This window comes from Agrilactobacillus fermenti, from assembly GCF_047943045.1.
GTDB classification, from domain to species: Bacteria; Bacillota; Bacilli; order Lactobacillales; family Lactobacillaceae; genus Agrilactobacillus; species Agrilactobacillus fermenti.
Window position 1 is genome coordinate 2,429,974 of record NZ_CP181347.1, and the last position, 21,036, is coordinate 2,451,009.

General features: G+C 41.7%; 20 protein-coding genes. 8 read left to right on the forward strand and 12 right to left on the reverse strand.

Annotated features, from left to right (window positions below; genetic code table 11):
* Positions 1-52: 52 nt before the first annotated feature.
* Entirely contained in the window at positions 53-568 is a 516-nt protein-coding gene (locus ACNAN0_RS12105; protein ID WP_230914199.1) for a transcription repressor NadR, read from the reverse strand.
* A gap of 367 nt (positions 569-935) precedes the next feature.
* Between ACNAN0_RS12105 and ACNAN0_RS12110 the strand changes: the two genes are divergently transcribed.
* From ACNAN0_RS12110 to ACNAN0_RS12135, 6 genes are all read left to right on the forward strand, one after another.
* On the forward strand, positions 936-2,099 hold the full coding sequence (locus ACNAN0_RS12110; RefSeq protein ID WP_416353419.1) for a 2-isopropylmalate synthase: 1,164 nt from the start codon (positions 936-938) through the stop codon (positions 2,097-2,099).
* Entirely contained in the window at positions 2,099-3,181 is a 1,083-nt protein-coding gene (gene leuB / locus ACNAN0_RS12115; RefSeq protein WP_416353420.1) for a 3-isopropylmalate dehydrogenase, read from the forward strand. Before ACNAN0_RS12110 ends, leuB begins: the two co-directional genes overlap by 1 nt.
* Before the next feature lie 19 nt (positions 3,182-3,200).
* Positions 3,201-4,571 (forward strand): 3-isopropylmalate dehydratase large subunit, encoded by a 1,371-nt coding sequence (gene leuC, locus ACNAN0_RS12120; protein ID WP_416354203.1) that lies wholly within the window; start codon positions 3,201-3,203, stop codon positions 4,569-4,571.
* The gene (gene leuD, locus ACNAN0_RS12125; RefSeq protein WP_416353421.1) at positions 4,564-5,190 is read left to right on the forward strand and encodes a 3-isopropylmalate dehydratase small subunit; all 627 of its coding nucleotides are present in this window, start codon (positions 4,564-4,566) and stop codon (positions 5,188-5,190) included. Before leuC ends, leuD begins: the two co-directional genes overlap by 8 nt.
* Before the next feature lie 244 nt (positions 5,191-5,434).
* Positions 5,435-5,992, forward strand: a complete 558-nt coding sequence (locus ACNAN0_RS12130; RefSeq protein WP_416353422.1) for a GNAT family N-acetyltransferase — start codon at positions 5,435-5,437, stop codon at positions 5,990-5,992.
* Between the two features lie 88 nt (positions 5,993-6,080).
* Positions 6,081-6,782, forward strand: a complete 702-nt coding sequence (locus ACNAN0_RS12135; RefSeq protein ID WP_416353423.1) for a zinc metallopeptidase — start codon at positions 6,081-6,083, stop codon at positions 6,780-6,782.
* A 118-nt stretch (positions 6,783-6,900) separates the two neighbouring features.
* Here ACNAN0_RS12135 and ACNAN0_RS12140 read toward each other — a convergent pair whose 3' ends face one another.
* The 5 genes from ACNAN0_RS12140 to ACNAN0_RS12160 all read right to left on the reverse strand — a co-directional run bounded on the left by ACNAN0_RS12140 (position 6,901) and on the right by ACNAN0_RS12160 (position 12,172).
* Complete coding sequence (locus ACNAN0_RS12140; RefSeq protein WP_416353424.1) at positions 6,901-7,542, reverse strand: ATP-binding cassette domain-containing protein; 642 nt, start codon at positions 7,540-7,542, stop codon at positions 6,901-6,903.
* 4 nt (positions 7,543-7,546) lie between these two features.
* Positions 7,547-9,625, reverse strand: coding sequence for a hypothetical protein (locus ACNAN0_RS12145; RefSeq protein WP_416353425.1), 2,079 nt, complete (start codon positions 9,623-9,625; stop codon positions 7,547-7,549).
* 588 nt (positions 9,626-10,213) lie between these two features.
* Complete coding sequence (locus tag ACNAN0_RS12150) at positions 10,214-10,420, reverse strand: type II toxin-antitoxin system RelB/DinJ family antitoxin (RefSeq protein WP_416353426.1); 207 nt, start codon at positions 10,418-10,420, stop codon at positions 10,214-10,216.
* Between the two features lie 272 nt (positions 10,421-10,692).
* Positions 10,693-10,884, reverse strand: coding sequence for a hypothetical protein (locus ACNAN0_RS12155; protein ID WP_416353427.1), 192 nt, complete (start codon positions 10,882-10,884; stop codon positions 10,693-10,695).
* 103 nt (positions 10,885-10,987) lie between these two features.
* Complete coding sequence (locus ACNAN0_RS12160) at positions 10,988-12,172, reverse strand: MFS transporter (protein ID WP_416353428.1); 1,185 nt, start codon at positions 12,170-12,172, stop codon at positions 10,988-10,990.
* 351 nt (positions 12,173-12,523) lie between these two features.
* Between ACNAN0_RS12160 and ACNAN0_RS12165 the strand changes: the two genes are divergently transcribed.
* Positions 12,524-14,365 (forward strand): heavy metal translocating P-type ATPase, encoded by a 1,842-nt coding sequence (locus ACNAN0_RS12165; RefSeq protein ID WP_416353429.1) that lies wholly within the window; start codon positions 12,524-12,526, stop codon positions 14,363-14,365.
* A gap of 87 nt (positions 14,366-14,452) precedes the next feature.
* Complete coding sequence (cls, locus tag ACNAN0_RS12170) at positions 14,453-15,916, forward strand: cardiolipin synthase (RefSeq protein ID WP_230914212.1); 1,464 nt, start codon at positions 14,453-14,455, stop codon at positions 15,914-15,916.
* 98 nt (positions 15,917-16,014) lie between these two features.
* Here cls and ACNAN0_RS12175 read toward each other — a convergent pair whose 3' ends face one another.
* From ACNAN0_RS12175 to ACNAN0_RS12200, 6 genes are all read right to left on the reverse strand, one after another.
* Complete coding sequence (locus ACNAN0_RS12175; protein ID WP_416354204.1) at positions 16,015-16,695, reverse strand: NADPH-dependent F420 reductase; 681 nt, start codon at positions 16,693-16,695, stop codon at positions 16,015-16,017.
* Positions 16,692-17,747: an LLM class flavin-dependent oxidoreductase gene (locus ACNAN0_RS12180; RefSeq protein ID WP_230914213.1), complete on the reverse strand. Its 1,056-nt coding sequence runs from the start codon at positions 17,745-17,747 to the stop codon at positions 16,692-16,694. The genes ACNAN0_RS12175 and ACNAN0_RS12180 overlap by 4 nt, the downstream gene beginning before the upstream one ends.
* A gap of 177 nt (positions 17,748-17,924) precedes the next feature.
* Entirely contained in the window at positions 17,925-19,175 is a 1,251-nt protein-coding gene (locus ACNAN0_RS12185; RefSeq protein WP_416353430.1) for an MFS transporter, read from the reverse strand.
* A 463-nt stretch (positions 19,176-19,638) separates the two neighbouring features.
* A complete protein-coding gene (locus tag ACNAN0_RS12190; RefSeq protein WP_416353431.1) occupies positions 19,639-20,115 on the reverse strand; it encodes a hypothetical protein in 477 nt (158 codons plus the stop codon).
* A gap of 83 nt (positions 20,116-20,198) precedes the next feature.
* Positions 20,199-20,429, reverse strand: a complete 231-nt coding sequence (locus ACNAN0_RS12195) for a hypothetical protein (protein ID WP_416353432.1) — start codon at positions 20,427-20,429, stop codon at positions 20,199-20,201.
* Between the two features lie 203 nt (positions 20,430-20,632).
* A complete protein-coding gene (locus tag ACNAN0_RS12200; protein ID WP_230914217.1) occupies positions 20,633-21,031 on the reverse strand; it encodes a PaaI family thioesterase in 399 nt (132 codons plus the stop codon).
* Positions 21,032-21,036: the final 5 nt, after the last annotated feature.

The following is a 21,036-nucleotide window of genomic DNA, read 5'->3' on the forward strand; positions in this document are numbered from 1 at the left end:
CACAAATAAGGGTACTCGATATTTAGTTAAATGTAAATAGTAAATTTTACCATTATCCTAAAAATAAAATGTCCGCGTCTTGTAGGGCTTGTTTAATAGCAGCCAAATCTGCATCGGTACGATACGCGATCGTGTGCAAATGGACCCCATCAGTCAATTCCGACAGTAGGTGGGCATCGGTTCGTTTTAATTTGGTTATAAAATGTTTCACTTCAGTCATATTACTAATATTTAAATTTCCCGTGACCTCGCCATAAATTTCGTGATCAATGATGGTATTTAATAGCTTGCCGCCATTTGCGACGATCAATTCCAACTCTTGTTGTGCCTGTGCCCTAGTATGCCGGCAAACGATCTTAGCGGTTTGATCACTAGAGACCTGCTCATAAGTATAGCCATTAAAATTAGCTACCACAGCTTCCCCAGAAGCGCGCATCAGTGCAATATCGCCAACGACTGTTTGACGGCTGACCCCAAACTGTTTCGCAAATTTAGAAGCACTGATCGGCGTGTCCGTAGTTTGTAATTGTGTTCTGATTTGATTCCGGCGTTCTTGCCCTGATAACATAAAACCGCTCCTTGAAATGTTTATGCCTATTATAACGTAGTCTTGTCCGCTCACGCCAATCGAGGGACACGAACCGGTTAAAAATAATTAAATTATAAAATAATTAAAAATAACTGTTGACACATTAATAATTTATGATAAATTTGTAATATAAATTAATGAAAGGATGGTGTCACTTATGACACAACAAAATCATGTTTTGCAGCCACAACTGAACACCATGCTATTCAATGCCTTATTATTATGACCGGGACTCGCACATTGTGTGGAGTCCTATTCGTGTTAGATGATGGGGCTCCTTTTTTTATCAGCCGCCCCATCAGTAATGATGAGGCGTTTTTTAATACAAAAAAAGGAGTGCTTGATTATGAGAAAAATTGCTATGTTTGATACGACGCTACGTGACGGGGAACAAACAGTTGGTGTGAATTTTAGTATTGCTGAAAAGGTCAAAATTGCCAAGCAGCTCCAAAACTGGGGCGTAGATGTCATTGAAGCTGGCTTCCCCATTGCGTCACCCAACGACTTCCAATCTGTCCAAGCAATTTCCAGAGCCCTTTCAACCACCCGAGTGACGGGCTTGGCGCGGATGAAACAAAAAGACATCGATGCTTGCATTAAAGCAACCGCCGATTCTAAAAACAAGCAGATCCACGTCTTCATCGCCACTAGTCCCATTCATCGCAGTGCCAAATTACATATGTCCAAAGCCCAAGTTTTACATGAGATCGATGAGAAAGTGCGCTATGCTAAGCAGTATTTTGACATCGTCCAATTCTCTCCTGAAGATGCCACCCGCACTGAACCCGGCTTTCTAGTGCAAGCCTGCCAAACCGCGATCGACGCTGGTGCCACTGTCATCAACATCGCTGATACAGTTGGTTATTCTAATCCTGCTGAATTCGGGGCAACTTTTGATAATTTGATTCAACATATCCAAAGCCCTCACAAAATTACTTACTCTGCGCACTGCCACAATGACTTGGGCATGGCTACCGCTAATGCGATGGCTGCAATCGAACACGGTGCTGATCGGATCGAAGGTACGGTTAATGGTATTGGTGAACGTGCTGGTAATACGGCATTGGAAGAAGTAGCCGCTCAAATCAAAGTACGGCAAGATTACTATCAATGTGCCACTAATATCGATATGAAACAAACCAAGGCCACAAGTGACATGATCAGTGAATTTGCTAAAATCCCCGTACCTAAGAACAAAGCGGTTATTGGGCCATTCGCCTTCTCCCATGAATCTGGCATTCACCAAGATGGCTACTTGAAGAACCATCAAACCTACGAAATTTTGACGCCAGAAAGCGTGGGTATGAAACATACGCAAATTCCTTTGGGCAAACTGTCCGGCAGCCATGCGGTGCATGAACGCTTAGCTCAAATCGGTTATACCGTCACACCGGAACAAATGCGGATCATCTTTCCAAAATTCAAAGCTTTTGCCGATCAAGTAGCTCTGGTGAGTAATGACGACCTTGAACAGATCATGTCTAGTTGTGAAATGAAGGTGGCTAAATAATGCATGAACCTATCATTACAGTCCTTGGTGGCGATGGTATCGGCCCAGAAATCATGGCAGCGACACGCCAGATTATCCAAGCGGCCCAGCAAGTCACCCAAGTTAATTATCACTTCGTCCCCATGGCTTTTGGCGGCTGCTCAATTGATCAATTCGGCGAGCCTTTGACTGACGCCTTATTAGCCCAAGTCAAACGGTCAGATGCCGTATTGTTAGCTGCCGTTGGTGGCCCTAAATGGGATCATTATGACGTCCGTCCAGAAGCTGGTTTATTAGGCTTACGGGCAGCCATGCAAGTTTACGCCAACTTACGCCCCACCAAAATTACAGCAGCTGCCGTCAAACGCAGCCCCCTAAAAGCTGAGATTGCACAAAATACCAATTTTATGATCGTACGGGAGCTGACTTCTGGCATCTACTTTGGCAAACCACGTCATTATGCTGCCACTCAAGCGGTGGATACCATGGCTTACGCTCGCAACGAGATCAGCCGTATCATCACTTATGCGTTCCAATTAGCCCAGCAGCGTGACCGCCATGTCACCGTTGTCGATAAAGCCAACGTATTAGCCACAAGTAAACTGTGGCGCGATGTCGCCGAAGAAATACACCCACAATATCCAGAGATCACGTTAGATTTTGAATACGTTGATGCGGCCGCTATGAAAATCGTTAAATCGCCGCAGCAGTTCGATGTTATCGTCACAAGCAATCTATTTGGTGACATTCTAAGCGATGAAGCCGCTGCAATCACTGGCTCTATTGGCACAATTCCATCTGAAAGTATTAGTGAGAATGGGCCAAATTTATACGAGCCGATTCACGGATCAGCGCCAGATATCGCGGGCCAAAATATAGCCGATCCAATAGGCATGATTAATTCAGCCGTTTTAATGTTGCAGCATACGTTTAATGATCAAGCCACAGCAAATGTCATCGAACGGGCGATGGTTGCGGTTTTACAACAAGATCAGCCTGTTGACTTAGGTGGGCAGCTAAGTACGACGGCATTTACTCAACGTATCTGTACGCAAATTCAACAAAACTCAGTAAAGGTGGCGCCCGATTATGTCCAAGATTAATGCAAGTGAACCGCAGACCATGTTTGATAAAATTTGGCAGCAGCATGTGATCACAGGCAAACCCGGTGAACCACAATTGATGTATGTGGATCTGCATTTAGTTCATGAAGTGACTTCCCCCCAAGCCTTTGAAGGGTTACGAGCGACCCATCGGCGGGTGCGGCGGCCAGATAAAACTTTCGCCACCATGGACCATAATGTGCCTACGGAAGATGTCTTTAACGTCAAAGATATCATCGCCCGCAAACAAATGCAGACGCTGCAAAAAAACGCGGCCGAATTTGGCGTTTCTTTAGCCAGTGTTGGTCAAGCAGAACAAGGCATCATTCATGTCATCGGTCCCCAGTTAGGCTTGACCCAGCCAGGTAAAATTATTGTTTGTGGTGACTCCCATACGTCTACGCATGGTGCTTTTGGCGCCATCGCCTTTGGTATTGGCACGTCCGAAGTAGAACATGTTTTTGCCACGCAAACTATTTGGCAGCAAAAGCCCAAAACTATGGGTATTCATATTCACGGACAATTACAACCCGGCGTAGGTGCCAAAGATGTGATCATGGCTTTGATCGGCCAACATGGCTTCTCTGGCTTTACCGGTTATGCCATTGAATTTTATGGTGACGTGGTTGAAAATTTCTCCATGGCTGAACGCATGACTTTATGCAACATGGTTATTGAAGGCGGTGCTAAGATGGGCCAAGTTCGGCCTGATCAAACAACTTTTGATTATTTGGCTGGTCGTAAATACGCCCCAAAAGATATGTCAGCAGCAATCCAGTATTGGTCGCAATTTTATACCGATGATCCGACTGCATATGATGAAGTGATCGATTTTGACGTCTCAGACTTAGCACCTTATGTCACGTGGGGTACGAATCCCGGCATGGCCATTCCCATTGACCGTACTTTCCCCGAACCAAAAGATGTCAATGACCAAAAAGCTTACGACTATGTAGGCTTAAAACCCGGTGACAGTCCTTTAGATATTCCCATTGGTTTTGCTTTCTTCGGCTCCTGTACCAACGGCCGCTTAGAAGATCTGCGTAAAGCCGCTCGTGTTCTGAAGGGTCAGCATGTGGCGCCTGGATTAACCGCGTTAGTTGTCCCTGGCTCCATGGCTATCAAACGAGCTGCGGAAAAAGAAGGTCTAGATCAAATCTTTAAATCGGCTGGCTGCGACTGGCGGATGCCTGGCTGTTCTGCTTGCCTAGGTATGAATCCAGATCGTGTCCCTGCAGGCGTTCATAGTGTCTCTACTTCTAATCGTAACTTTGAAGGCCGTCAAGGTGCCGGCTCAATCACGCATCTAGCCAGTCCAGAAATGGTGGCTGCCGCTGCCATTCATGGTCATTTTGTCGATATTCGAAAGGAAGCCATCATTAATGGATAAATTTACAATTTTCACTGGTAAACCAGCCGTTATTTACCGCAATGATATTGATACGGACCAGATTATCCCGAAACAATTTTTAAAAAACATTTTACGCACGGGATACGGTCAAAGTCTATTTTATGACTGGCGTTATCAAAGTGACGGCCGCCCTAACCCTGCATTTATTTTAAATCAGCCGGCCTATCAAGATGCCCAAATTTTGATAGCTGGGACGAACTTCGGCAGTGGTTCTTCCCGAGAACACGCTGCTTGGGCTTTAATGGATTTTGGCTTTCGCGTGGTCATTGCCGAAAGTTTCGGCCCGATATTTTATAATAATGCCACCAAAAATGGCTTGTTGCCGATCAAACTCACTAAAGCAGAAGTCAAAAGTTTAAGCCAGGCAACCGATCAAGATCGAATCACTGTTGATCTCACGAATTTGACCGTTCAGTTTCGTGAGCAAACGTTTCACTTTGCGTTCGAACCCATGTACCGCTATAAATTTCTCAATGGCTTGGATGATATTGATCTGACCCTAGCCCACGCTGATGAGATCGACCAATTCGAACAACAGTTACCTGATTTTGGTGCCGCCACCCCCGGCGTACCAGTCAAAAGTACATTACACTCTTGAAACGCCCACCAATGTGTTAAACTGGACTTTGAATAATTGAAACCGTGAAGAGTGTGACCAAAGGCGGTTAATGACTGAGCACTAACAAGAATGGCGATAAATGGGGATCTTTCCATTTGAGACATGCGTCGTTAGGTGAAGTCATTGCCTTTGTGAACACGTTTAGTGTGACCAAAGGCGTTAGTGGCCGAGCACTAACAAAGCCAAACGTCAGACGCAAACACGGACTCAAAGGAGTTTGCACATGGAAAGTTTCGAGAAATATCATCCGATCATGACCCCTCACTATACTTTAGATTGGCTAACGACTTTTACAGTCAAAGAAGTCTTTCAATTACGTCAAGACCAGACACTCGCTCAGGCAACGCGCCGACAGACTGATTCCACGCTGACCGATACCGTGCACTATATCAGTCAAACCATGCGTGAAGTCATGGGTAACCATAAACTATTATGGGGTATTCAAGACCGCAAAAGCACCACGTTTCTAGGTACTTTTACATTTGAAAATTTCAATTCTGATGAAAATAGTGTTGAAGTTAGCTATGAATTATTACCCCAGTTTCAACATCAAGGCATCATGTCTGAAATTTTGACACACATGACACGCTTTGCATTTGATGAGTTAAATCTGAGTCAGCTCAAAGCTATCACTTATAAAGACCAATCGGATTCTAGTGCTTTACTAGAAAAAGTAGGTTTTCGCGTGCGTGAAGATCTAGCAATCCTAGATCATGATCCGCAAGTAAAGCCTGAGGACCTCGTCGTTTATGATATGACTCGTGCCGTGCCCTTTAAATGATTTTGTTGTTATGTTCAAAGCAGACCTAAGACTGATGTAACTTGCGGCCACTTTTTGCATAATAAGTTTATGAAAGGACGTGTACACTATGTTCATGCCATTTTATTTCGATTGGACCTTTATCTTAGTCATCTTTGGGCTCGTATTGTCAGGCCTTGCGTCAGCTTACGTGAACAGTACGTTCCGTAAGTACGACCAATACGGCAGCCAAAAAGGCATTACTGCAACGGATGCAGCCCAGTATATTTTACAAGAAGCGGGCATCCATGACGTTCAGATCCAGCAGATCAGTGGTAACTTAACCGATAATTATAACTCCCAAAATAAAATGTTGAGTTTGTCAGAAGCGACTGCCAATTCCACATCAGTAGCCGCAATTGGCGTGGCTGCCCATGAAGTGGGCCATGCCATCCAAGATCACACGGGTTACGCGCCCCTTAAACTTCGCGCTGGCCTTGTCCCTTTGGCCAATATTGGTACATCTGTTTCTTTTCCACTAATTTTAGTCGGTGTTTTACTAAGTTGGAATCAAACGCTGATCAATATTGGTATTTTGGCTTTTTCGTTAGCTTTACTTTTTCAATTGGTTACGTTGCCGGTGGAATTCAATGCCTCTATCCGCGCCGTTCGAATTTTATCCAGTGGCCCTTTATTGAATGGCGATGAAGTCCCAATGGTTAAAAAAGTGCTGACAGCAGCGGCACTCACATATGTTGCCGCTGCCCTATCGACTTTCTTACAGTTGTTGCGGCTGATTTTACTATTTGGTAATAACCGGAACGATAATTAACAGGTGAATTTAGCACTATAACTAAAAACCGTGACTGAAAGCAAAATTTGTTTTCAGTCACGGTTTTTAATTGTGTCTTTTGCCTCGTTACCTTATTAACCCCAAAAGCAACATATAATCATCTTGGATAAGCAATATGAATATTTTTTGTGGCTGCCTTAATCAATCTAGCATCATGTGTTGCCACAATAACGATTTTGCCGCTATTGGCGAATTCTTTAAGCAGCGTAACGATTGCCTCAGCATTATGGTCGTCAAGTGAACTTGTTGGTTCATCTGCCAATAATACCTCTGGCTCACGTAAAAGCGCCCGGGCAACACCTAATCGTTGTTTTTCCCCACCAGATAATGTTAAGACCGGCTGATTCACTGAGACTTTTAGATTAACTTTTTGTAAAATTGCCATAATTTTATTTTGACGCTCAGTTTGACTAACTTTTGAAGTGAATGCAATATTCAGATTTTTTTGAACATCTGCTTCTTCAAAAAGGCCATAGTTTTGGAAAACAAACCCAAATTTATGCTTACGAATTTTTGTAGCAGTTCCGCCTCTAGGATTTGTGAACGTATAATTATCAAATTGAAGAAAGCCATCATTCCAATTCTCAAGTAAGCCAATAATACTCAGTAAAGTCGTCTTCCCAGAACCACTTTCTCCCGTAATCGCAACAAAGTCCTTTGGGTGCAGACTTTCGGAAATATTTGTGAACAGTTCTTTATCTTTAATTGCTTTGCTTAGATTTTTAATTTTAATTTCCATTGAGCTACTCCTTAAAAAGATTCTTTACTGAAATATTTTTGAAGTGTCTTAATAAAAGTGCCCCTACGACAGTATCAACAATAGAAAAGAAAATAATATTGATTACCCCGCCAATACTGTATATACGAAGAACCTGAGCGATTAAAAGTATGATTTGCACCACATTTATGACAATAATTGGCCAGTAAACCGCAAACATAGATCTTCCATTAAGACTATGAATTGCTATTTTGCGGCCATTTGCAAGCGAGAATAATTGATAAAAATAAAAAATAATCACAATACTAAAGACGAATATCACCGATAATTGTAATTTATAAACCAGTGTTCCCCCCAGCGTAGCATTAAATACAACACCCGGTAATTGATTTTCTGGGATGATCGACTGTAAATTATCTTCAAGATGATGCTTTTTTAATAATGGTAGTATTTCTTTATAAAACTTTTGTGGACTCGTACCCTTTGTTGGAATTTTTAACGCACTGTGGTAATCATCAATGCTTGATAAGAATGGCCTATCACCTGAAACAGAGTTATTAATGGTATTGACAAATATTGTCCTTGGGACTGGAATGGTTACATTAGGTACCCCATATGTCTGCATTTTTTGATTGTTTTTGATGTATATCACTTTAAAGCTTTTACCTTGATAAACGTTGTCCAAATCTTTTTTCAAATTAACAATCTGAGCTTCATACTTTTCAGGAATGAGTACAATTCTTTCGCGTTCGTACATTGATATCTTCAGCCGTCTGCCATTTTTATCAACCAAGGGATTATATTTAAGGTAATTTGAATTTATACTAAAACTTGATCCCATTGTTAAATTAGTGTCTAACACTTCTGGATCTGAAATAACCCCACCCATTTCAGTAATTTTATTATATAGCGCATTCTCAATACCAATCTGCACACCGTGGTCATCTTTATCAAATTCAATCGCATCAAAGCCAACCGATACAGGATAAAGATTCATAAAAAGATTCGAACTTTTATCCTGATTTTTTTCCAAATACGATGCAAAGTTTGAAGTCACCGGAGCTATAATACTTACCGTTAAAGAAATAAGCAATATTTTTAATATACCGAATGCCCAAATGAACTGGGGTTTTAGCTTGTAAACAGATTTTGTCGTTTTAAAAGATTCCCAATATACAATTTTAACCGTTACAATTAATAAGGCTAGGCCCACAGCAATAGCTAAAATAGCAGTTGAGAAAAAGGAAAGGGCTACAGTTCGAAAAATGAAGGCAACAAGAATCATACCTAAAATTGAAATAATCGTTAAATTTCGGCCAATGGTTCGCCACATAATAGTACTCGTATCAAGGCCTAATGATGCATATACTTTTATCCTTTGAAATAGAAGAACGCCATACCATGTGATTAAACAAATAAATAAGATAAATGATAGCCCTAAGACAATTTTAAGGTCAAAAAAAGTGTCAGTTGCCCCATAAGGAAATTTGGGTGTTTTTTCGAAATATACCTGCGCAAATTTTGTGTTAAATTCACGATTGAAATTTGCTCGAACACTGTTTAGAAATTGTTCTTTATCATAATTTGATTGGCTATCAATAAAATAATAGCCATCTAAATAATTCGGTGCTTTTTTAAACGATGAGATGGTTATATAATCGCGATTCGAGATAAAGGGTAACCTTGTGTTTGATTTTATTTCGGGATCATTGCTATATACGGTGCCCCGGTTAATTTTCCAAGTAGAGGCCCCCAACTTCTTAACCATATCAGACTGTTTTTCAGCTAAAGTATAAAAAAACATGTGCGTTGCATCCGTATGAAAAAGACCATTTGGTTGTAATTTAGGCGCCAAGCTAACGGCAACAAACACCACATTAACACCAGTTTGCTTATGTGCTGCTAATAAAACTTTTTTGACAGACCCAACGGACGTCACCTGCGTTACATTAGAAGGCGTTGGTAAAGCGAATTGTGGGTAATTATGGGCTACATTCATATTTTTATTAATCAAATAAGACTCATGGCTCTTATTTGAAACAATCCCGATCAATAAAATCATGAATAAGGTGGTCAAATAAATCAATAAACGGATATATTTCATAATGATCTCCCCCAATATAGTGTACATAGTATGTGTCCACTTTGTATCTGAAGTGTTAACCCAAATACAAGTACTGATTTGGGCATGCTTCAGTACAATCCCTTTTTTCTAATCGGTTAAATAGTGACTATTGTGGCGGCTGATAACAATCTTATTGTACAGAATTTCAACTGAAAATTCTGTATATTTGTATCAACTTTATAGTAGCCAAGAGAAAAAAATAAGTGTCTCTGGACTAATTCATCCGTCGACACTAAAAAAATAACATCATATAAAGTAATTAATTTTTTACGGGCTAGTTTTATATGAAAAAGTAATACTTGATAGGGGTTAATTAAAATGCTGTCCCTATTTTCATAAAGCATTTCTTTCACGCAAGAATTGAATTAGACCCTCTCTGTCTATAATTGGGAGAACCCCAATCTTCTGGATACGTCGCGTTCGAGAAAGATATAAAATATGGGGCCCGTAGCAAGCCATGACGGGAGCTCTAAGCCAACGTCACTGGTGGGCATCGCTATTTTCTAGCAGATAACGGTCAACTTCTCTAGGATCTTTAATCGCAGGAATATTTGTCTGACGAACTTGCTATCCGAGTTCAAAGTTTAATCGTTCACTCTTGGTTTGAGCCAGGTCAAATGGGACACGACCTTCGGCAACAACCTTTTTTAGTAAGGTATTAATGAGCACCGATTGAGAAATTCCAATATCATCGAGGACGCGATTGAAATCATCATAGAGATCTGCATCAACTCGCACTTGAATCCACTTTTTATTTTTATTCGTACTAGCCATACTGATCACCTCGAGGGTATTATAGTATACATGAGTACATATTACTCATTAAATCTCACTTGGTTTACTTAGGCTCATATATCGAGTAACTATCTATGCTAAAGTTGTAAAGTTTTATCACTATATATAAAAACCGTGCCTGAAAACAAATTTTGCTTTCAGGCACGGTTTTTTTAGTTGTATTTCACTGCACTTAGCTTCCTAGAGTTTGAGGTATGCTTTAATTCTAGGCATGTTTTTACTTTTGTAAGCACATTGATAGAATGCACGAGCTAATCTCGTTTTTTAGTTTGAACAGTTCCGGTAATTATTTCAGCAATTGCTGCACCAACTGAAATTGCAGCCACAATCCCACCAATAACTACTAAGCTATAAGACGGATCATGCTTTGTTAAGAGATACCACATGATTGCAAATGAAAGTAACATACCAATAGCTAGCTTTACAATGAAACTTCGCGACATAGTAATTAACCTCCTTGCGGTCAGTGTGGTGTTAGTATAAAACTCATTAAAACTTATTTCAAATTACTAATGGAACCATTAATTAAGTGCGATTATTTTTTTACTAATTGACACTCTTTTTATCCTGCCAAAATGAATAACCCTTTACTAACAAGCTTACCAGAAGCACCCCAATACCCACGCTGCCAAATGTACCGGCAAAGCCAATTTGATCGATCAGCCAGCCGATGACCGGAAATAGGCCGATCATTGCGGCCGAAAATAATAAGCTAGCCACACTCAAAACCGTCGCCCGCTCTTCAGAACGGATATGGGCATTATAGTAAGTACTGAAAATCGGTTCGACTAAAGCGCCTAATATTTGAATCAAGAAAAAGAGGCCACACAAAAGCCAAATCTTTTGACCAAAGTTACCTACTAAGCTCCCAGCTAGGATCAGTGCAAGACCCATCAGTAAGCGCGGCCGGGCAATGGTCGACATTACCTTAGGCGCAAATTGCATCCCCAAAATATTCAAACTTGCTGAAACGACCAACAATATTGAAATCAGCCAGCCTGGGAAATGATTTGCTGTCATGACTGTTTGGAAATAGAAATAATAGGTCGTGCAAAAAGTAGCAAATAAAGCATGGTAGAGCATCAAGCGCCGCAATAACGGTTTGGTCTTAAGGGTGTGATAAGCCAATTGTATAATTTTAATAATAGACAAAGGCTTTTCCGTCGAGCGTGGCAGACTAGGTTCCTTCATAAAAAGTACCATCCCTATTGCCAAAATTGCCACAACGATGGCAATGCCATATGTCCATACAAAATGCCAATGAACCAAAAAGCCAGCAATCAGCACACCGCAATTATCAGCCAGCTCATAGATCATATTCGTGTGACTGATCACTGCTGGATAAGCTTGTGTTCGCCGACTTAAACTCAAAGAATCATAAAGTAAGGCGTCAATCGTGCCCGACTGCAAATTATAAGATAAAGCCTGAAAAATAAATCCCACCGCAAATAGCCAAAAATGTTGTCCAAGAATCATTAAGATAGCCGAAATAATTGCTGCTAGACGGCCGCCAATCAACACTATGCGATAGGAAAAGCGATCAGCAAGGACCCCTGTAGGTAATTCAAACAAGACACTGGCAATATGGAAGATACTTTCACATAGGCCAATTTCAACCAAGGTCAAACCCTTGGTCTGCAAGTAGATCACCCATAAACTCGTGATGCCAAAATACGCAAAAAAGGCATAACCATAGCCCTGACGGATATTGTGTAAATAATTAATATTCAATTTCACCACTCCAGTAAATTTTAATTCTAATTACTGAAGTGGCTGTACATAGGTGATACTGCGCTTTAAGTTCAACCAATGTGCCATTATTTAGCCTCCGCAAAAATTATAAAACCATTATAGCATAATGAGATAAATTAAGCGTTTAAAATACCATCTGTTATTAATATTAATTATTATTTATATACGTAATAAATTTTATCAGGGAATACCCTTTGTTTTAAATATCACTAGCTGCCATACCATTATGACAAGTCTAAATGATATAATTAGGTTAGTAAGGCTTTAATATAAGTCATTATTTAATAACACACAATTGATAATAATTATCATTCAAAAGGAGGGGTAGCCATGCATGCGCGCAAACTACTAAGTATTTTGACGATTGGTGTGGTGGCACTAATTCTGCAGTTTGCCTTGGGCCACGCGGATTGGGCGCAAATCTTAATTACCTTGACTGGCGCTTTTTTCAGTTTTTTGATGTTGATTGAAATGGTCAAAACACTGCGCAGCGGTAAATATGGCGTTGATCTGCTGGCTATTTCAGCTGTGGTAGCAACTTTAGCCGTGGGTGAATATTGGGCAAGTATCGTTGTTTTGATCATGCTGATCGGTGGCGACACCTTGGAAGACTATGCCGCCCACCGAGCTGGTAAAGAATTGCAGTCACTGCTGGATAATACACCTGAAACTGCACATATTTTGCGACATGATACGCTGGAAGACGTCAACATTGATCAGGTCCAAATCGGCGACACTTTAGTGGTGCGCCCTGGAGAAACCGTTCCTGTTGATGGTAAGATTCTCACTGGAACTTCTGAAGTTGATGAAGCATCACTGACCGGTGAATCACGGCCCGTCTATAAAGCTCCGGGCGATACCGTCATGTCAGGTTCTGTCAATGGCAGCCAGGCACTACGTCTACGCGCTGAACAATTGGCGACTGATTCTCAATATCAAAAAATCGTCCGCTTGGTAGCTGAATCTCAAGCACGGCCAGCTAAGTTTGTCCGCTTAGCCGATCGCTATGCGGTACCCTTCACCGCGATTGCTTACCTGATCGCGGGCATTGCTTGGTTACTGGCTAAAGATCCAGTTCGTTTCGCGCAAGTCCTAGTGGTTGCTTCACCCTGCCCGTTGATTTTAGCCGCACCCATTGCCCTAGTTTCCGGTATGAGTCGAGCCAGCCGAAACGGTGTAATTGTCAAAAGTGGCACGACCATTGAAAAATTAGCCACGGTGAAAACAGCAGCTTTCGATAAAACCGGAACATTGACGACTGGTCAGTTAACTTTAGATCAGATTGTGCCTCAAGCGCCTTTCACTAAAACCGACTTATTACAATATGCAGCTAGTGCTGAACAAAGTTCCAATCACGTGCTTGCCCGTTCTCTGGTCCAAGCTGCCAAAGAATTGCCGCTTTTTAACTGTGACCATTTAACGGAACACACGGGCCAAGGAATCGAAGCCCAAGTCAATGGTAAAATTGTCAAAGCCGGTAAATTAGCTTTAGCGGATCCTAAGGGTACCCAGACGCCACGCACGCAAACTGCCATTTACGTGAACATCGATGGTCAATTTGCTGGATACATTACTTTTAAAGATCAAATCCGGCACGAAGCTGCCACAACTTTGGAACGGTTAAAACAGCAGGGCGTCGCCCAAACTTTGATGATCACCGGTGACCAGCGTGCGATTGCTGAGACGGTAGGCAAACAAATTGGGATCGATATGATCAAAGCGGACTGTCTGCCTGAAGAAAAAATTAATTTAATTACAACGCTACCGGTAAACCAGCACCCTGTAATGATGGTCGGTGATGGTGTCAATGATGCCCCAGCCCTAGCAAAAGCGGATGTGGGTGTTGCCATGGGTGCTCATGGTTCCACTGCGGCTAGTGAATCGGCTGATGTGGTGATCCTAAAAGACGATTTAAGTTATCTCAATCGGGCAATGACCATCAGTCAAGATACGATGAAAGTTGCCAAGCAAGCAGTCTGGATCGGTATTGCCATTTGCATCGGCCTGATGCTGATTGCCAGTACTGGTTTGATCCCTGCTTTTATTGGCGCGATGTTCCAAGAAATAGTTGATACAGTTTCGATTTTATGGGCGCTTAAAGCACGGGCAGAACATCACAAAAAGATACCAGCACAATTACCACCAGCTGCTTCGGGTACAATCAATAAATAAATAATTTCCATAAATTTAATTCTCTCATGTTGACTTTACCAAGGGGTTATTCCATGATTATAGTATTATTGGACGAGGGAGTTAGCGATGGAGATCTTTGTAAATATTTTAATAGTCTTGGTTGTGATCAATACCGCCGTCGCCATGTTGACGGTGTTTCATCGACCTCGTAATATTACTTCAACCTTAGCCTGGTTGCTGGCGCTGTTGCTTCTGCCAGTGGTCGGGTTCTTGTTATACGCTTTTTTGGGTCGGGGTATTGCCGAAGAGAATATCTTTGACTTGACCCACCAAGAACACGTTGGTTTAGCGCGGCTGAAACATATGATTTTGTTAGATAATCAAGCTGAAAACCGAACTAAAAATCCCGATTCTACCACACATCGTGCTAAATTATTGATCCATTATTTCAATCGAACCGAAGACGCGCCATTGACAAAACGCAATCGGGTCAAGATTTTTACTGATGGGCAAGAAAAATTCGATGCCTTATTTGACGATATTCGACAAGCCAAAGAAACAGTCCATGTTGAATATTATTCTTTTTATAATGATGATATCGGTAATCAGTTTTTACGTTTGTTAGAACAAAAAGCTCGTGAAGGCTTAGAGATCCGCTTGATTTACGATCCTTGGGGCTCGCCTAAAGCTAACAAACGCTGGTTCCAAAAGTTGATTGACTTAGGAGGCCAAGTAACGCCCTTTATCACCTCCCAAAACTTAATTGCCAAAACACGTTTAAACTACCACCTCCATCGTAAAATTGTTGTTGTTGATGGGGTCATCAGCTGGACTGGCGGTTTTAACGTCGGAGATCAATATTTAGGCAAGAAGAAAAAGTTTGGCTATTGGCGCGATACCCATATTCGCATTGTTGGGACAGCCTCTTCTTCCTTGCAGGAGCGCTTCATCATGGATTGGAACGCCTCTGTCAAAAATGAGGCTATGAAAATTGGTTATAATGAGAAATATTTCCGCGCCGTTACGGAAGAGCTGTCTGGAAATAGCAGTATCCAAATTGTTTCTGACGGCCCCGACACTCAGGAAGAAATTCTAAAAGGCGGTACGATTCGAGCGGTTTTAGAGGCTAAGAAGTCGATCTTGATTCAGTCACCTTATTTGATCCCAGACGAATCTATGACCAGTGCCCTTATGGTGGCTGCGCGTTCTGGCGTCAACATTAAAATTATGATTCCAGATAAACCAGATCACCCGTTCATCTATCGTGCCACCCAGTATTATGCGAATTTCTTGCATCAGCTAGGTATTGAAATCTATATTTATGACAATGGTTTTATCCATGCCAAAACCTTAGTGATCGATGATGAAATTTGTACCGTTGGTTCTATGAATCAAGATTTCCGCAGCTATGCGCTTAATTTTGAATGCAATGCTTATATCTATGATCGCTCTGTTAGTCATCAATTAACTGAAATTTTCATGGCCGACATTGAAGATTCTACTTTACTAACGGACGATATCATTGAGCACCAGGGAAATTGGTTACGTTTCAAGCAATACTTCTCCCGCTTACTATCACCGATTTTATAGTTTTACTCTGTAAAAAAAAGCTTCTGGAACAAAACATTCGTTTTGTCTCAGAAGCTTCTTTTTTATAATCGTCGCTATTTTTAAATGAAGCTGGCAAACTAATGCATTCGATCAGCGATCTGTTTGCCAAAATCAGTCTGATCAAAATGATCAATGGTATGCTTTAATTCATCATGCCGTAAACTAGCGCCAAACAGTGGGCTGCCAGGTTCAGTCATGATACCATCAGCCATCTGATAATGTACGACGGTATCAAAACCCATGCTGTCGACGAACGCTGCCACCTGATCAACCGCATCATGATCATCACCGGTCACAAATAATGCTTTTCGCTTAGCGTCCCCTTTAGGCCGTGCTTCTTCTTGCAAGTTATGATAACCCATATGGTTGAATGTCTTCACAATGGTCGCACCCTTGAAGTAAGCCTGTACCTGCTCACTAGATGTTGTCGTTGGATCTAAGACTTCTTCACGAATACCATCTGTTTCCCACCAGTAGTTCATCGCATCAATAACCAGTTTTCCTTGAAGCAGTGTCGGATCAATATTCTTGTAACGACTCAGAGGTATTGCCAAGATAACCACATCACTATTGGCTACAACCTCTGTGTTCTCGGAAGCAATTGCCCCAGGTACTAAGGTCTTAATTGTCAAAGCAATTTTCTCAACGGAACCAGATCCAGAAATACGCACCTCATAACCCGCAGCTAGCGCTAACCCTGCAAGTACGATCCCGACTTTACCAGCACCCAAGATACCAACACGTCGAATTGCCATTATTTCGTCGCCGCCTTTTCTGCCAAGATCTCTTTCACCCGAGGCACGACTTTGGTGCCATACAATTCAATCATGCGCTCGCGCTGAGCTGCTGTTTGGTTGCCGGCACCGTAAACGATGTCGAATCGGCCTAAGTCAAGGAGATCAATGGTTCGTGCCATCCGCTGTGCCACAGTTTCAGGATTCCCAACATAGAAAGAACCGACTTTGGTTTCACCATCAAACTGTTCCCGGCTCATTGGTGCCCAGCCTCTCGTCAGACCAATACGGTCGAAGTTGGCTTTGATATTCTTGAAAGCTACTTCAATCGCTTCATCCTCATCATCGGCAATAAAACCGTGAGAGTGCACAGCAATTGGAAATTCTGGTTTGCCTAACTGTTCAGCCGCCGCATGATATAGATCAATATAGGGCTTAAAGCGATCTGCTTGGCCGCCAATAATCGCAATAATTACTTTATAGCCAAATTTCACAGCTCGAATAATTGACTCCGGTGAGCCCCCGATCCCAATATAAGTTTCTAGAGCACCCTTTTCAGTCTTCGGATAGACTTCTTGATCTTGTAGAGCGGCACGGAATTTACCAGACCAAGTGACTGGCTTTTCCGTCCGTAATTGATCATACAATGCCAACTTTTCATTAAATAAATCATCATAATCTGTTAAATCATAACCAAATAGTGGGAAAGATTCTGTGAAAGAGCCCCGACCTAACATCACTTGTGCCCGTCCATTCGATAGCGCGTCTAAAGTAGCAAACCGCTCGTAGACACGGACAGGATCATCTGAACTCAAAACTGTTACAGCTGTGGCTAATTTGATATTCTTTGTCACCGAGGCAATGGCAGCAAGTACCGTCTCAGGGCTAGAAACACTGTAATCTGGCCGGTGATGTTCACCAACACCCATGACACTCAAGCCAAGCTCATCAGCCATCTGACCTTCACGTACAATTTGCCGAATCGACTCGGCTGCTGTCTTTAAGCTACCGTCTTCATTTGCAACAATATCACCAAAAGTTTCTAATCCAAATTCTAAATGTTCAATATCTACCATGAGATGAATACCTCCTACACATCGTCCACTTACTTTTTATAAGTATCTGTTATTATAGTATTGCATTTTGGTATAGATAGCAACTAAAAGTTTCTGGATTTAGATAATATGTCCTATTTTTGTAAAAAAAGCCCCCAGAAATTAGATTTTTTAACCTAACTTCCAGGGGAACAGCCCTTAACTGTCGATGTCGCTGGTTTCTGTTTTAACGCCCATCTTCAAACATCGTAACGCTGGTAGTGATAGCATGACCACAAAGCTGAGTATGTATAAGGTTGCTAAGAATCCCATAACCATGACCAAACTGTAATGGTCCATTAAAAAACCAATGACAACCGATGAGAATCCGCCAATTGCCCGACCAACATTAACAATCAAATTGTTTGCGGTGGCACGCACATGTGTTGGGTATAATCTTGAAATAATGGCGCCATAACCGCCAAACATACCGTTTGAAAAGAAGCCAAGAATCATCCCGGCAAAGATCAAAGTCACTTCATTAACAACTACCGTAATGAGAAAAACCGATGCTGCCGAACCAAGTAGAAAAATGCCATAAGCTAAACGGGCGCCCAAACGATCAAGAATATTTCCAAAAGTGACCATCCCAATACTCATACCAATAATGGTCGCGATCATCCATAGTGATGATCCAGAAATCGTAATGCCCAATTGTTTTTGCATGATCGTAGGCAACCAGTTCATTAGTCCAAAATAGCCAGCAATCTGTACCACGACCATAAACATCAATCCTAATGTTTGGGCCGCCAACTTAATAGGAGCAAACAGTTCCCCAAGATGAGCTTTAGGTCGATCTGCCCGTGCCTTGTCAGTCAAGAATACATCACTTTCTTGTAGATGTTTGCGAACTAAGAAAGCCAAGATCACTGGCAGCAGACCAATTAAAAATAAGGTCTGCCAACCAAAGCGAGGCATAATAAAAGCTGCTGCTACTGCCGCAAAAATAGCGCCTACTTGACCACCAACAGCGGCTACACTAGTCATTCGACCAACTCGGTGCTTCGGAAAATTCTCAGCAATCAGGGTAATGCCAACACCGTATTCGCCACCTGCGCCGATCCCCGCGATAAATCTCAAAAGATAGATCAGCCAGATTGAGTTAGCAAAAAACATGGCCGCAGTAGCAAAAGCAAAAATAAAGATCGTATAAGTAAACGTCTTTACTCGGCCGACCCGATCACCAATTAAACCAAAAATAATGCCACCGACCAACATGCCTAAATTCGTGATGGAACTGATCATCCCGGCTGCTGCACCGGAAATATGCAGTTCAGCAATAATGGGTGCCAGTGCGAACGATAGAAACATCACATCCATATTTTCCAAAGCAAAACCCGCACTCGTCGATAAAATCGTTCGACGCTGATTGCGGGTAGTTGTAAACATATTGAGTTTCGTGGTTTCCATTTGTGTTGCCTCCAAAATGCATGCTCACAGACATGCTTTATTTCTTTGCGCATGTGGCTGAGACAAAACTAACGTTTTGTTTTCAGCCACTTGTTAATTACGAATATTTATTGCTTAAACGTGTTCCAAAAGGCAATGTCCTCACTTAACTACGAATCACTCAAATGGAAAAGCCCACCATTTATCGTGACTCTTGTTAGTGCTCGGCCACTGAACGCCTTTTGTCTCACTCTCACCTAGAACGATTATTCCACAATATTGTAACTGTGACAAGCACAAATTGGCAATACAAACCAAGAGCGTAAGCATCCCGGGTCGTTTTTGAGCGCCAGCCTAAGCTTACGTTATGGGTAAATTTTTCATTTAAATTGGGTGATGGCGTGGCCTTTTAAAACACGTTTGCCCCAAAAATAAGCTTAATGAACTAGTGGCTGAAAATAAAAACACTGGTGTTTTACCTTAGTCACATTTGATTAATGTTTTCAACGTTAATGGGGACATTATCTGGCAAATATTTTTGTAACTCTGTCCGAATGGCTTCCACCGTCTGATTAAAAGTTAATTGAACCCGTTGATGTGTCATCGTCATGAAAATAGCGATCACCCGATTCTTACCATCGGGGAGATCGACGGGTATCAATGTGATTTCAGAAAAGTTATTATAGGGCACAACTCGAGAAAAGAAGCCCGTTGTCACCAAGCGTTTATTGCCAATACCACCGACGCCATTAATAATGTTTACTAGAATAAATGACGAAACACCAATAATATAGGGCCAATTGGCAGCCCCGGGTGTTGCCAATACCCAGATACTCAAAACCACACCTAAAATAGGTGTAAATAAGCTATATCGTGCGCGTAGTGTAATTTGTGACTGCCAATACACACCATATGCTGCACTAGCAATCATTGCTATATCTAACAAAATAATAAGGATCATTGGGCACCTCCAAAGAATATGGTGCAATACAATCCATATTATAACCCAGGATCATAAAAAGCACAGTAAGACAATCCAAATAATTAATAATTCCAAAATTGAATACCCTTGATAATCAGATCAATTCGCTGTTTAAGTTCAATGGAGTGGCGCACCCAAGTCGATGTCTGCGTTGTAACTGGCGTTTGGTCAGTCACACTCGCAGTCACCGTATTTTGAGATATACGTTGTGGTCGACTAAGTTGTAAGGTTAAAAAACACAAACAAACAATAAGAAAAAAACAATTCACCATTTTAAATTTGCCTTGCCGCATTTCCTGCCTCCAAACCTAGAAGTCCACCACAGCATCAGTTAATGACACCTTTTAAATTTAGCAGACTCAACTCCTATAAGGTATTTGGGTTTGACAGTTCCCTAACAGTACAGGCTTTGGCCAACTTTAACGAGACAATATATGTCATAACGATTGTTATCAGATAGCATCAATACTCGCATTTAGCCAAAATATCTGCTAAATTAAGACTTGTCTGAATATTTTGACACCGTTTTAACAGTTAGTGTGACTGTACTAAGACTGGTCGCTACTTGCGAACCTTTTTGAAAAGTCGTGACTTGATAAACCAGCAATTGGCGGCCTAACCGGACTGGACTTGATTTTGCTTGGAGCACACCACCAGTCACTGCTCGTAAATGATTCGTTTGAATGTTTACACCTACTGCAACCTGCTGGGTTTGCTGAGTTCGTAAAAATTCATTAGCAGCCAGACTAGCGGCTGTTTCAGCCAACACACTATTAACGCCACCATGTAAAATACCAAATGGTTGTTTTACCGTATCGGCGACGGGCATTTCCAGAATCGTTGTTTTGGCATCTAATTGCACAGTCTGAATGCCAAGGTGTTCTAAAATATTCATCCAAT